12 protein-coding genes are annotated in these 13,900 nt (G+C 64.2%); 5 read left to right on the plus strand and 7 right to left on the minus strand.

Annotated elements, in window-relative coordinates; genetic code table 11:
• Positions 1-14: 14 nt before the first annotated feature.
• The 7 genes from wspF to APH36_RS02675 form a co-directional block, all read right to left on the minus strand.
• Positions 15-1,028, minus strand: coding sequence for a Wsp signal transduction system protein-glutamate methylesterase WspF (gene wspF / locus APH36_RS02645; RefSeq protein ID WP_016712976.1), 1,014 nt, complete (start codon positions 1,026-1,028; stop codon positions 15-17).
• Positions 1,025-3,328 (minus strand): hybrid sensor histidine kinase/response regulator, encoded by a 2,304-nt coding sequence (locus tag APH36_RS02650; protein ID WP_060497372.1) that lies wholly within the window; start codon positions 3,326-3,328, stop codon positions 1,025-1,027. Before APH36_RS02650 ends, wspF begins: the two co-directional genes overlap by 4 nt.
• Complete coding sequence (locus tag APH36_RS02655; RefSeq protein WP_060497373.1) at positions 3,325-3,990, minus strand: chemotaxis protein CheW; 666 nt, start codon at positions 3,988-3,990, stop codon at positions 3,325-3,327. The genes APH36_RS02650 and APH36_RS02655 overlap by 4 nt, the downstream gene beginning before the upstream one ends.
• Complete coding sequence (locus APH36_RS02660; protein WP_060497374.1) at positions 3,987-5,258, minus strand: protein-glutamate O-methyltransferase CheR; 1,272 nt, start codon at positions 5,256-5,258, stop codon at positions 3,987-3,989. Before APH36_RS02660 ends, APH36_RS02655 begins: the two co-directional genes overlap by 4 nt.
• Complete coding sequence (locus APH36_RS02665; protein ID WP_060497375.1) at positions 5,255-5,761, minus strand: chemotaxis protein CheW; 507 nt, start codon at positions 5,759-5,761, stop codon at positions 5,255-5,257. The genes APH36_RS02660 and APH36_RS02665 overlap by 4 nt, the downstream gene beginning before the upstream one ends.
• Before the next feature lie 5 nt (positions 5,762-5,766).
• A complete protein-coding gene (locus APH36_RS02670) occupies positions 5,767-7,389 on the minus strand; it encodes a methyl-accepting chemotaxis protein (protein WP_060497376.1) in 1,623 nt (540 codons plus the stop codon).
• Positions 7,390-7,554: 165 nt separating this feature from the next.
• The gene (locus APH36_RS02675; RefSeq protein WP_060497377.1) at positions 7,555-8,238 is read right to left on the minus strand and encodes a tellurite resistance TerB family protein; all 684 of its coding nucleotides are present in this window, start codon (positions 8,236-8,238) and stop codon (positions 7,555-7,557) included.
• A 216-nt stretch (positions 8,239-8,454) separates the two neighbouring features.
• Between APH36_RS02675 and ydcS the strand changes: the two genes are divergently transcribed.
• The 5 genes from ydcS to APH36_RS02700 all read left to right on the plus strand — a co-directional run bounded on the left by ydcS (position 8,455) and on the right by APH36_RS02700 (position 13,876).
• Positions 8,455-9,606 (plus strand): putative ABC transporter substrate-binding protein YdcS, encoded by a 1,152-nt coding sequence (ydcS, locus tag APH36_RS02680; protein WP_060497378.1) that lies wholly within the window; start codon positions 8,455-8,457, stop codon positions 9,604-9,606.
• Between the two features lie 86 nt (positions 9,607-9,692).
• Positions 9,693-10,724, plus strand: a complete 1,032-nt coding sequence (locus tag APH36_RS02685) for an ABC transporter ATP-binding protein (protein WP_060497379.1) — start codon at positions 9,693-9,695, stop codon at positions 10,722-10,724.
• 1 nt (position 10,725) lies between these two features.
• A complete protein-coding gene (locus APH36_RS02690; RefSeq protein WP_060497380.1) occupies positions 10,726-11,637 on the plus strand; it encodes an ABC transporter permease in 912 nt (303 codons plus the stop codon).
• Positions 11,627-12,433 carry an ABC transporter permease gene (locus tag APH36_RS02695; protein ID WP_060497381.1) on the plus strand — a complete coding sequence of 269 codons (807 nt, stop codon included), beginning with the start codon at positions 11,627-11,629 and terminating at the stop codon, positions 12,431-12,433. Before APH36_RS02690 ends, APH36_RS02695 begins: the two co-directional genes overlap by 11 nt.
• 18 nt (positions 12,434-12,451) lie before the next feature.
• Complete coding sequence (locus tag APH36_RS02700) at positions 12,452-13,876, plus strand: gamma-aminobutyraldehyde dehydrogenase (protein WP_060497382.1); 1,425 nt, start codon at positions 12,452-12,454, stop codon at positions 13,874-13,876.
• The last annotated feature ends 24 nt before the right edge of the window (positions 13,877-13,900 follow it).

Raw genomic sequence — 13,900 nt, forward strand, 5'->3', positions numbered from 1 at the left:
TTCAATACATTTCGTCATTTTGCGAAAAATTCCATCAAGCGCCCGGCGATGCGTTCCAGCGGGCGAATTTCCACGGCGGCATCGATGGCCGCAGCGGCCTTGGGCATGCCGTACACCGCACTGCTGGCCTGGTCCTGGGCAATGGTCAGAAAACCCTGCTGACGCATCAGTTTCAGGCCTTGGGCGCCGTCACGCCCCATGCCGGTAAGCAGCACACCCACCGCATCGCCATTCCAGTAACGTGCCACGCTCTCGAAGAACACATCGATCGAGGGCCGGTAGATTTCATTGACAGGTTCGGCAGTGTAGGCCAGTTGGCCGTTCTGTAGCAGCCGAATGTGGTGGTTGGTACCGGCCAGCAACACCTGCCCGGGCTGCGGCGGTTCGCCTTCACGGGCCAGGCGCACCGGCAGGCCTGCTGCGCTGCTGAGCCATTCGGCCATGCCGGCGGCAAACACCTGGTCCACATGCTGGACCAGCACGATGGCCGCCGGAAACGCAGCCGGCAAGCCCTTGAGCAATACTTCAAGCGCTGCTGGGCCGCCCGCCGACGAGCCGATCGCCACCAGCCCGCGACGTTGGGAAGCCTCGCGCAGCGGTGTAGCCACCGGCCTTGCTGCCGGGGCGCGCTGCTGGCCGACCAGCCAGCCGATATTGAGAATTTTGCGCAGCAGGGGTGCGGCCGCTTCACGGGCATCACCCGCCCCCAGCGCCGGCGTATCGACCACGTCGAGGGCGCCATGGCCCATGGCCTCGAACACCCTATGCACGTTCTGCTTGCGGTCGACCGTAACGATGACGATGGCGCACGGGGTTTCGGCCATGATCCGCCGAGTGGCCTCCACGCCGTCCATCACCGGCATGATCAGGTCCATGAGGATCAGGTCCGGCAGTTGCTCGGCGCAGCGTTGCACCGCTTCGGCGCCATTGCTGGCTACCCACACCACCTGGTGCGCGGGCTCGAAGGCGACCGCACGACGCAGCGCCTCGACGGCCATGGGCATGTCATTGACGATGGCGATCTTCATCCCTGAGCACCTCCGATCAGCTCCACCACAGCATCCAGCAACGCATCGTCGTGGAAACTGGCCTTTGCCAAATAGTAGTCGGCGCCGGCATCCAGGCCACGCCGTCGGTCCTCCTCACGGTCTTTGTAGGACACCACCATCACGGGTAGCGATTGCAGGCGCTGATCACGGCGCACCAGGGTCACCAGTTCGATACCGTCCATGCGCGGCATGTCGATGTCGGTGATCAGCAAGTCGAAGTCCTCGCCGCGCAGGGCGTTCCAGCCGTCCATGCCATCTACTGCCACCGCCACGTCGTAGCCACGGTTGCCCAGCAGCTTGCGCTGCAGTTCGCGCACGGTCAGCGAGTCATCGACTACCAGCACCCGCTTGCGGGTCACCCCGCGAACGCCACTGCTGCCGCGCTCGATGCGCTCCAGGCTGCCGGTGCTGAGCAGTTTTTCCACCGAGCGCAGCAAGTCTTCGACATCGACGATCAGTACCACCGAGCCATCATCCAGCAAGGCGCCGGAGGAAATGTCCTGCACCTTGCCCAACCGTGGGTCGAGAGGCATTACCACCAACACACGCTCGCCCACCAGCCGCTCCACGGCCACGCCGTACAGTTGCTCGCGCTCACGGATTACCACCACCCGCAGGCTGGCTTCGTCACTTTGCCCGGCTGGGCGGTTGAGCAACTGGCTGGCCGCCACCAGGCCAATGTGCCGGCCTTCGTGCCAGAAGTGCTGACGGCCTTCGATCTGAACGATCTGTTCAGCGGTCACTTCCAGCGTGCGTTCGATATGGGCCAGCGGGAAGGCGTAGGCTTCACCGCCCACCTCGACCACCAGGCTACGCACCACCGACAGGGTCAGCGGCACCTGCAAGTGGAAGCGACAGCCCTGCCCCGCCACCTGCGTCAGCTCGATCGAGCCGCGCAGTTCGCGAACCATGTGCTGCACCGCATCCAGCCCCACACCGCGCCCGGACACTTCGGTGACCTTGTCACGCAAGCTGAAACCGGGCAGGAACAGGAACGTCAGCAGCTCCGCATCGCTCATCCGCGCCACCGTGTCGGCAGGTGACAGGGCGCGCTCGACGATGCTGCTGCGCAGGCGCTCCAGGTCGATGCCGGCACCATCGTCGATCAACTCCAGGCTGAGCATGCCTGCCTGGTGCGAAGCGCGCAGGCGGATCACGCCCTCGTCTGGCTTGCCCGCCAGCAGCCGCCTTTCTGGCAGTTCGATACCGTGGTCGACGGCATTGCGTAACAGGTGGGTCAGGGGCGCTTCGAGCTTTTCCAGCACATCGCGGTCGACCTGGGTCTTCTCGCCGTCCACCACCAGTCGCACCGGTTTTCCCAGCGAGCGCCCAAGGTCACGCACCATACGGCTTTGCCCGGTCAACACGTCGGCGAACGGGCGCATCCGGCAGGCCAGGGCGGTGTCGTAGAGCAACTGCGCACGCTGGCTGGCCTGCCAGCCGAACTCGTCCAGGTCGGCCGCCTGCTGCTGCAGGATCTGCTGGGTTTCCGCCAGCAGCCGCTGGGTTTGCGCCAGGGCTTCGAGCACCTCGCTGCTTTGGCCACTGTCCTCCAGTTGCATGCGCAGGCCGTCGAGCGCCTGCATGCCCTGACCGTGCATGCGTTTGAGGCGCTGCAAGGTGGCCAGGTATGGCTTGAGCCGCTGGGTTTCCACGAGCGACTTGCTGGACAAGTCGAGCAGGCTGTTAAGACGGTCGGCGGTGACACGCAGTACCCGCTCGGCCCCTTCGCCAACGCGCTTGCCGGGCTTGCGCCGCAGGACAGGCTCGGGCTCCGGCTCGGGTTCAGCCGGGTCGACTGGCACTACCAGCGGTTCAGACGGCAAGGTCGCCACCTGCGGTTCCGCTTGCAGCGGGGCGGCCAGCGGCACCGCAGGCACGGTCGCAGCGCCTGGGTCGAGCAAGCTGGCCATTTGTGCAAGAAATACCGGCAAGGTCGCCTGCGCCACGGCATCGCCTGGTGTGGCGATGCGCATTAGCAAGTCGGTCCCCTGCAACAGCGCGTCGATATGCTCGGCGCTCAACCGCAAGCGGCCCTCCTGGGCGGCTACCAGGCAATCTTCCATAACGTGGGCGACACTCACGCCGGCATCCACCCCGACGATACGCGCGGCCCCCTTCAACGAATGGGCGGCGCGCATGCAGGCCTCAAGCTGGTCGGCCTGGGTGGGGTTGCGCTCCAACGCCATCAGGCCGGCGCTGAGCACCTGGGTTTGCGCCTCGGCCTCCAGGCTGAACAGTTCGAGCAACGATGCATCGCGCATTTGCTCTGGGGTCATGACAGGCTCCGCTGCACGGCAGACAGTAAATGTTGATCGTCCAGCACTCGCACGCTGCGCCCACGCCACTGCAGCACTGCGGCAGTGAAGCGCGTGGCGTCCTGGCCACTGCCCAGCAGCAGCGGGTCGAGCCGGTGAATACCGTCGATTTCCTCTACGGCCATTACCACAGGGCCACCTTCGGCAGCCAGAATCAGCATGCGTGGCATCGCCCTGCCGCTACGTTGTTCGTCGGTGCCGGCTTGTACGCCCAGCAAATCGGCCAGTGACAGACACGGCACCAGGGCACCGCGAACATTGGCAACCCCCTGCAACACCCGCGAGCGCTGGTGCGGCAGCGAATGCACAGCCTGCAACGGGGCGATTTCGGCCAGGCTGGCGGTGGCCAGTGCCAACCACTCTTCGCCCAGGCGGAACAACAGCATGGAACGGCCGGTGTTTTCTTCAACCGGCTGCGCCGCCGCGGCCTGGTGGTCCTGCATCAGCGCGTAGCGGTCAAGCAGGCGTGTTGCCGCAGCCGCATACACGTCGCAATTGCGGCAGTGCACATGACGCGCCAACAGCGGGCATTGCTTGTCGCCGTGCACACCAATACGGTTCCAGCAATCGTCGATGTGCGCGTCGTCTTCGGCGAGTAGCTGCATCGCAGTGTCACCCTTCATCGTTCAGGCTCCCGGCCAACCCGCGCTGCACGCTCCTGCAGGCGTCGGGCACCGGCCTGGTCGCCCTGGGCCGCCAGCAAGGCCGCCAGGTGCACCAGCGCCTCAGGGTGTTGCGGCTCAAGGTACAGCGCCTTGCGGTAGTGGGTCAGTGCCTGTTGCGCATCGCCGTCGGTATCACTGAGCAACCCCAGCCAGTAGTAAACCTGTGCCGACGGCGCGTACTGGCCCAGGTAGCGCTGGCATTCGGCACGCGCCTGTTCGCTGGCGCCAGCATTGGCAAGCCGGGCGATACTGGCCAGCAGGTCGTTTGCGTCCTCGCGTTTGGGTTCGCGGGCCGGCGCGGGTCTAGCGACTACCGGTACTGCCCGTAACGGACGCGGCAATGGCGCGGCGGGGGGTGGATAACCCACCGGGGCGTGCGGTAGCACGGTACGCCGTGCAGGTTGTGCCGGGGCCAAGGCCTGTGGGGCGCTACTGCCTTCTTGGCGCACGTAGGCGAACGATTGGGCAATGCCCAGCGGGCGCATTCCCATCCGCGCCAGCAAGCTGCCTTCGGCCGGGCCGATGAATAATACACCCTGCGGATGCAGCAGACGCTTGAGCACTTCGAACACACGCTGCTGGGTCGCCACGTCAAAGTAGATCAACAGGTTGCGGCAGAACACGAAGTCGTACAGGCCATCGCGGGTGGCCAACGCCGGGTCAAGCACATTGCCCACTTGCAGGCTCACTTGCCGCTGCACCCGCTCATGCAGGCGATGGCCTTCGTCGAGGGCATCGAAGTAGCGCTCGCGAAAGCCTAGGTCGCTGCCCCGGAAGGCGTTGCGCCCGTATACGGCCTTCCCGGCCTTGGCCACCGAATTGGGGCTGATGTCCATGCCGTCGATCAGGAACGCCCCCGGCGCGATGCCGGCGTCGAGCAGGGCCATGGCCAGCGAATAGGGCTCCTCGCCTGTCGAGCATGGCAGGCTGAGCAGGCGCAGTGGCCGTGCTCCGGCCAATTCGGCCAGGCGTTTGTGTGCCAGGCTGGCCAGGGCTGTGAAGGATTCCGGGTAGCGGAAGAACCAGGTTTCCGGGACGATCACCGCTTCGATCAACGCCTGTTGCTCATCGGCCGACTGCTGCAGGCGCAGCCAGTAATCATCCAGGTCGATGGCGTTCATGGCCACGCAACGCTGGCGCAGCGCGCGCTCGACCATGGGCGCACCCACCGATTCGACGTCCAGGCCAATGCGCTCGCGCAAGAAGCGGAAGAAACGTTCGTTCATGTCGGCATCCCTGTCGGCTCGACCGTGTACAGCAGTTGGTGCACGGCATCAGGCAACAGATCGTTGACTTCGATGCGTTGCAGCAGGCCTTGGTCATCCTGGCGTACCGGCCCCAGGTACGGGGCTTCGCCGCTGTCCACACCATAGGGCTGGAACTCGTCGGGGCGGCAGCGCAACGTCTCGGTGGCCTGCTCCAGGATCAGACCCAGTTGCAGGCCACCCCGATAATGCACCAACACCAGACGGGTACTGGTACGGTGTGCCGCAGGCTGGCCAAAACTCAGCGCAGCAAGGTCGATCACCGGTACCAGTTGCCCACGATGGGAAAGGATCCCCGCGACCCAGCCCGGTGCCTGGGCTATCGGTTTGAGCGGCTGGCGCGGCAACACCTCGATGACCTCGTGCACGCTCAGGGCAAAACGCTGTTCCCCGATACGAAACTGCAGGTACAGCGCCCCTTTGGCGTTGTCCGCCAGTGCGGCGTGCGGGTGCAAGTCGTTCATCGCGGTCAGACTTTGAAGCGCGACACGCCGCCACGCAGGCCAGCGGCCACCTGGCTCAGCTCATCGATGGCAAAACTGGCCTGGCGCAGCGACTCAACAGTCTGGGTGCTGGCATCGCTGAGCTGGGCCAGCGCCTGGTTGATCTGCTCGGCACCGGTGGCCTGGGCCTGCATGCCTTCGTTGACCATCAGCACACGCGGCGCCAAAGCCTGCACCTGGTGAATGATCTGGCTGAGCTGCTCGCCCACCTGTTGCACCTCGAACATGCCGCGGCGCACCTCTTCGGAGAACTTGTCCATGCCCATGACCCCGGCCGATACCGCCGACTGGATCTCGCGCACCATCTGCTCGATGTCGTAGGTGGCCACGGCGGTCTGGTCGGCCAGGCGGCGCACTTCAGTGGCCACCACGGCAAAACCACGGCCATACTCGCCGGCTTTTTCCGCCTCGATGGCAGCGTTGAGCGACAGCAGGTTGGTCTGGTCGGCGACCTTGACGATGGTCACCACCATCTGGGTGATGTTGCTGGCCTTTTCATTGAGGATGCCGAGTTTGGCATTGACCAGGTCGGCAGCGCCCATCACTTGGTGCATGGTCTCCTCCATGCGCGCCAGGCCCTGCTGGCCGGAGCCTGCAAGGCTGGAGGCCTGGTCGGCGGCCGAGGTGACTTCGGTCATGGTGCGCACCAGGTCACGCGAGGTGGCGGCAATCTCCCGCGAGGTAGCGCCAATTTCCGTGGTGGTGGCGGCCGTCTCGGTAGCGGTGGCTTGCTGTTGTTTGGATGTAGCGGCGATTTCAGTGACCGAAGTGGTTACCTGCACCGACGAGCGCTGGGCCTGGGCCACCAGGTTGGCCAGTGCCTCGGCCATTTCGTTGAAACCGCTTTCGATGGCGCCAAACTCGTCTTTGCGGTCCAGGCTCAGGCGCATGCTCAGGTCGCCGGAGCGCAGCTTGTCGAGGGCGTGAACAATGCGCTGCATCGGGGCAGTGATGGCACGCATCAGCAACAGGCCGCAAATGCCAGCGGCGACGATCGCCAGCAACAGCGAAACCACCATGCTGCCTTTGGCCGTGCTCACGGCACTGACGATTTCGCTGGTGGCCGCGTCGGCAGAAGCCCGGTTGTTCTCGATCACTTCATTCAGGTGCTTGCGCCCGTCTACCCAGGCAGGGGTGAGTACATCGGTAATCAGCCGCTGGGCTTCGTCGTAGTTGTGCTGGCGATAAGCATCCAGTACCTGGCCTATCAGCTTCATGTAGCTTTCTTCGAGCTGAACGAAGGCGTCGAAGCGGGTCTGGTCGTCTTTCTCCTGAATGGTGGCCTGGTAGCTGGCCATGTGTTGCTTGAGCCTGTCTTCAAAGCTCTTGAACAGCTCCATGTCAGCCGAAGTGATTTCGCGGTGGTTGGACAGGCCCACTAGTTGCTGGCTGGTGACATAGCTGTCGACCCAGGCACTGCGGATCATCGAGCTGTAGTAGACCCCGGGAATGCTGTCGGTCCCCACCGCCTCTTCGGCGGTTTCGATGGCAACCAACCGCGAGTAGGCGGCCACGATCATCAACAACATGATGGCGATGATCACGGCGAAACTTGCCAGGATCCGTTGGCGCAAGGTCCAGTTCTTCACATTCAGCCCTCAGGAATTCACAACGAGCGGGAAAAATCGCCGAAGTATAGCCCAGAGGCCTTACAGATTTGCGGGTTAAGTGAGGCCAAACGCACAGCAGTCGAAGTTTTTGTAGGAGCGGCACGATCCCGACACAAGGCCGCTCCTACACACGTTCTGCGCCGACTATTGGCCGGCGGCGAGACGGGCCTGGCTCTCCAGCTCCTGGCGCAGCGCCGGGTCCAGCCGCAGTTGGCGGGCGAGTTCATCCAGGTAGGCACGCTCCATGAAGTTTTCCTGGTCGACCATCAACACGCTGGCCAGGTACATCTCGGCCGCCATCTCTGGTGTTTGCGCAGCGCGGGCGACTTCGGCCGGGTCCAGCGGCTTGTTCAGTTCGGCATGCAGCCAGTGCTGCAGTTCGCGGTCGCTGTCCAGGCGGGTGAACTCACCTTCGATCAGCGCCCGCTCGCGCTCATCGATGTGGCCATCGGACTTGGCCGCCGCCACCAGCGCCCGCAGCACGGCCTGGCTGTGCTGCTCGGCCTGGGCGGGCGGCAGGCGGTCGACGGTTTGCGGTTCGGCTACGGCCACCCGCTGGTTGGCCTGCCAGTTGCCGTAGGCTTTATAGGCCAGCACCCCCAGCGCGGCCAGGCCACCGTAGGTCAGGGCCTTGCCGCCGTACTTGCGGGCCTTCTTGCTACCCAGCAACAGGCCCAGTGCCCCGCCACCCAACAGGCCGCCACCGGCTCCGGACAACAGCCCGCCAAGCCCACCGGCAGCGCCCCCAGCCTTGCTGGCGCCCCCTTGCTTTTCGAGCAGTTGCTGGCCGGATTTGAGGAGTTGATCAAGCAAGCCCCGGGTGTTCATTCGCGTGTCTCCACGTAAGAAAATTCAATCGCCAGAGTAAGGCTTGGCGCAGTACACGCCATCGTGGATTTGCTTCGGGATGTTGCATTGGCTGGCAAAAAGCCAACTAGACTCGATATCGCCAATAACTCGCGCAACCGCACTACGCTTATAACAATTGCTTCACGGCTTGCTTGATGACTGCCCCGACCAAGATCTCCAAGAAGAGGGAACACCATGTCAGTGCACAAGACCGCATTGCTCGGCGCCATGACGGGCGCCGTGCTGGCCAGCGCCAGCCTGCAGGCTGCCGAACCGCCCAAGGCCCTGGGGCCTGGCGAGGGGCGCCTGGATATCGTCGCCTGGCCGGGCTACATCGAGCGCGGTGAAAGCGACAAAGCCTACGACTGGGTGACCGGTTTCGAGAAGGAAACCGGCTGCAAGGTCAGCGTGAAAACGGCCGCCACCTCGGATGAAATGGTCAGCCTGATGACCAAGGGCGGTTACGACCTGGTCACTGCCTCGGGCGATGCTTCGCTGCGGCTGATCGTGGGCAAGCGCGTGCAACCGATCAATACCGCACTGATCCCCAACTGGAAAAACCTCGACCCGCGCTTGCAGAACGGTGGCTGGTACGTGGTCGACAAGCAGATTTATGGCACCCCGTACCAGTGGGGGCCGAACGTGCTGCTGTACAACACCAATACCTTCAAGCAGCCCCCCACCAGCTGGGGCGTGGTGTTCGAGCCGCAGAACCTGCCCGACGGCAAGCCGAACAAAGGCCGCGTGCAGGCCTACGACGGGCCGATCTACATCGCCGACGCAGCGCTGTACCTGAAATCGGCCAAGCCGGAGCTGGGCATCAAGGACCCGTACGAGCTGAACGAGGCACAGTACAAGGCCGTGCTGGAGCTGCTGCGCCAGCAGCAACCGCTGATCCACCGTTACTGGCATGACGCCACGGTACAGATGAGCGATGTGAAGAACGAAGGCGTGGTCGCCTCCAGTTCCTGGGGCTACATGGTCAATGGCCTGAAGGCCGAGAACCAGCCAGTGGCCTCGACCATTCCCAAGGAAGGTGCGACCGGCTGGGCCGACACCACCATGCTGCACAGCGAGGCCAAGCACCCCAACTGCGCCTACAAATGGATGGACTGGTCGCTGCAGCCGAAGGTGCAGGGTGACGTGGCGGCCTGGTTCGGCTCGTTGCCGGCGGTGCCGGCAGCATGTACCGGTAGCGAGCTGCTGGGCGCCGAGGGGTGCAAGACCAACGGGTTCGACAACTTCGACAAGATCGCCTTCTGGAAAACCCCGCAGGCCCAGGGAGGCAAGTTCGTGCCTTATAGCCGCTGGACGCAGGATTACATTGCGATCATGGGTGGTCGCTGAGGTTGCCTGAATGCCTGTAACGGCCCCTTCGCGGGCACGCCCGCGAAGGGGCCGCACAGGAGAACATTGATGTCCGGAGCCCACGCATGCCCCTAGCCGTCCAGTTCACCCAGGTTTCCCGCACCTTCGGCGAGGTCAAGGCTGTCGACCAGGTCAGCATCGACATCATCGATGGCGAGTTCTTCTCCATGCTCGGCCCTTCCGGCTCGGGCAAGACCACCTGCCTGCGCCTGATCGCCGGCTTTGAACAACCCTCCAGCGGCTCGATCCGTATCCACGGTGTCGAGGCCGCTGGTGTGCCGCCCTACCAGCGTGACGTCAACACCGTGTTCCAGGACTACGCCCTGTTCCCGCACATGAACGTGCTGGACAACATCGCCTATGGCCTGAAAGTAAAAGGCGTGGCCAAGGCCGAGCGCCACAGCCGTGCCGAAGAAGCACTGGCCATGGTGGCTCTGGCCGGCTACGGCGCGCGCAAGCCGGCGCAGCTGTCCGGTGGCCAGCGCCAGCGCGTGGCTCTGGCCCGGGCGCTGGTCAACCGGCCCCGGGTACTGCTGCTAGACGAGCCGCTGGGCGCACTGGACCTGAAGCTACGCGAACAGATGCAAGGCGAACTGAAAAACCTGCAACGCCAGTTGGGTATCACCTTCATCTTCGTCACCCACGACCAGACCGAGGCACTGTCGATGTCCGACCGGGTTGCGGTGTTCAACCGCGGCCGCATCGAGCAGGTCGACACACCGCGCAACCTGTACATGAAGCCTGCCACCACCTTCGTCGCCGAGTTCGTTGGCACCTCCAACGTGGTGCGTGGCGAACTGGCCGTGGCACTCAATGGCAGCTCGGCGCCCTTCTCCATCCGACCCGAGCACATCCGCCTGGGCGACCCGGTGGTAACCAGCCATGAGGTGCAAGTGAGCGGCGTACTACGCGATGTGCAGTACCAGGGCAGCGCCACCCGCTATGAGCTGCAGCTGGACAACGGCCAACTGTTGGCGGTAAGCCAGGCCAACGACCGCTGGCAAGCACCAGCACAGGCCTGGCAGCCTGGTCAACAGGTGCTGGCACACTGGCCCCGCGAAGCCATGACGGTGCTGCAGGAAACCGAGGCCCGCTGACATGAGTGCACTGCGTAGCCTGTCCAACCTGCTGTACCGGCGCCCCAACCTGTACCTGGCACTGCTGCTGGTACCGCCGCTGACCTGGTTTGGCGCGATCTACCTGGGCTCGTTGCTGAACCTACTGTGGCAGGGCTTCTATACCTTTGACGACTTCACCATGGCGGTGGCCCCGGACCTCACCCTGGGCAACTTCGCCGCGCTGTTCAACCCGTCGAACTTCGACATCATCCTGCGCACCCTGGGCATGGCCGTGGCCGTGTCGTTGGCCAGCGCGGTGCTGGCCTTCCCCATCGCCTATTACATGGCGCGCTACACCAGCGGCAAGACCAAGGCGTTTTTCTACATCGCGGTGATGATGCCGATGTGGGCCAGCTACATCGTCAAGACCTATGCCTGGACCCTGCTGCTGGCCAAGGGCGGCGTGGCGCAGTGGTTTGTCCAGCAGCTGCACCTGGACGGGCTGCTGCAAGCGGTGCTGGCCGTGCCGGGCGTGGGCGGCAGCACGCTGTCGACCTCCCACCTGGGGCGCTTCATGGTGTTCGTGTACATCTGGCTGCCGTTCATGATCCTGCCGATCCAGGCCTCGCTGGAGCGCCTGCCGCCTTCACTGCTGCAGGCCTCGGCAGACCTCGGCGCACGGCCTGGGCAAACCTTCGTCCAGGTGATCTTGCCGCTTTCGATTCCGGGCATTGCGGCCGGCTCGATCTTCACGTTCTCGCTCACCCTGGGCGACTTCATCGTGCCGCAACTGGTCGGCCCGCCCGGCTATTTCATCGGCAGCATGGTCTATGCCCAGCAAGGGGCGATCGGCAACATACCGATGGCTGCCGCGTTCACTTTGGTGCCGATCGTGCTGATTGCGGTGTACCTGTCCATCGTCAAGCGCCTGGGGGCCTTCGATGCACTCTGAAAAAGCATCAACGGGGCTGCGCCTGGCGGCCTGGGGCGGGTTGCTGTTTTTGCATTTTCCGATCCTGATCATCTTCCTGTACGCCTTCAACACCGAAGACGCGGCGTTCAGTTTCCCACCCAAGGGTTTTACCTTGAAATGGTTCGCCGTAGCCTTCGCCCGGCCCGATGTACTGGAGGCAATCAAGCTGTCGCTACAGGTGGCCTGCCTGGCCACGCTAATCGCCCTGGTCCTCGGCACGCTGGCCTCGGCGGCGCTGTATCGGCGCAATTTCTTTGGCAAGGAGAGCATTTCGCTGATGCTGATCCTGCCCATCGCCCTGCCCGGCATCATCACCGGTATAGCCCTGCTTTCAGCGTTCAAGACCTTGGGTATCGAACCCGGCGTGTTCACCATCGTGGTCGGCCACGCCACGTTCTGCGTGGTCATCGTCTACAACAACGTGATCGCCCGCCTGCGGCGCACCTCGCAAAGCCTGATCGAAGCCTCGATGGACCTGGGCGCCGATGGCTGGCAAACCTTCCGCTACATCATCCTGCCCAACCTCGGCTCGGCGCTGCTGGCCGGCGGCATGCTGGCCTTTGCCCTGTCGTTCGATGAAATCATCGTCACCACCTTCACTTCCGGCCACGAACGCACCCTGCCGATCTGGCTGCTCAACCAGCTCAGCCGCCCACGCGACGTGCCGGTGACCAACGTGGTCGCCATGCTGGTGATGCTGGTGACCATGCTGCCGATCCTTGGCGCCTATTACCTGACCCGCGGCGGTGAAAGCGTCGCGGGCAGTGGCAAATGACCCTGGAGGAGTCCCCCGATGCAAACGCAGATGCTGATCAATGGCCAACTGGTCGCTGGCCAAGGCCCGGCCTGGACCGTGCTCAACCCGGCGCTGGGCACTGCCCTGGCGCAGATCAATGAAGCCACCGAAGCCCAGGTGGACAGCGCCGTGCGCGCCGCCGACCAGGCCTTCGACAGCTGGTCGCAAACCAGCCCCAAGGACCGCTCGCAAGCCTTGCTGGCGCTGGCGGATGCCATCGAAGCCCATGGCGATGAACTGGCCCGGCTTGAATCGCAGAACTGCGGCAAGCCGCTGAGTGCCGCGTTGAATGACGAAATCCCGGCCATTGCCGACGTGTTCCGCTATTTTGCCGGTGCCGCGCGCTGCCTGGGCGGTTCGGCGGCCGGCGAGTACCTGCCGGGCCACACCTCGATGATCCGCCGCGACCCGCTGGGCGTGGTGGCTTCGATCGCCCCGTGGAACTACCCGTTGATGATGCTGGCCTGGAAGATCGCCCCCGCTCTGGCCGCTGGCAACACCGTGGTGATCAAGCCTTCCGAATTGACCCCACTGACCGCCCTGCGCCTGGGTGAGCTGTCTCAGGACCTGCTGCCACCGGGCGTACTGAACATCCTGTTCGGCCGCGGCCAGACGGTGGGCAACCCGCTGGTCAATCACCCCAAGGTGCGCATGGTGTCGCTGACCGGTTCGATCCCTACCGGCGCGCACATCATCAGCGCCACCGCCGACAGCGTGAAACGCATGCACATGGAACTGGGTGGCAAGGCCCCGGTGCTGGTGTTCGACGATGCCGACATCGACGCTGCCGTCGATGGCATCCGCACCTTCGGCTTCTACAACGCCGGCCAGGACTGCACCGCCGCCTGCCGCCTGTATGTGCAGGACGGGATCTACGAGCGCTTTGTCGAGCGCCTAGGTGAAGCCGTCGCAAGCCTCAAACCCGGCCTGCAAGATGCCGAGGACACCGAGCTGGGGCCACTGATCAGTGCCCAGCACCGCGACAAGGTAGCCGGCCTGGTACAGCGCGCCATCGCCCAGCCGCACATTCGCCTGGTGACGGGGGGCAAGGTGATCGATGGCGAGGGCTTCTTCTTCGAGCCGACGGTGCTGGCCGATGCCCAGCAGGATGACGAGATCGTGCGCAATGAAGTGTTCGGCCCGGTGGTGTCGGTCACCCGCTTCACCGACGAAGCGCAGGCACTGGAGTGGGCCAACGACTCCAACTACGGCCTGGCCTCATCGGTATGGACCCGCGACACCGGCCGCGCCCACCGCCTGGCAGCGCGCTTGCAGTATGGCTGCACCTGGGTGAACACCCACTTCATGCTGGTGAGCGAAATGCCCCATGGCGGGCAGAAGCATTCGGGGTACGGGAAGGACATGTCGATGTATGGGCTAGAGGACTACACCTGTGTGCGGCATGTGATGATCAAGCATTGAGGAAGGCTCTGGAGTAGGGCGCTA

Origin of the sequence: Pseudomonas sp. NBRC 111133 (assembly GCF_001320605.1) — a bacterium.
In the GTDB taxonomy this organism is placed as follows: Bacteria; Pseudomonadota; Gammaproteobacteria; order Pseudomonadales; family Pseudomonadaceae; genus Aquipseudomonas; species Aquipseudomonas monteilii.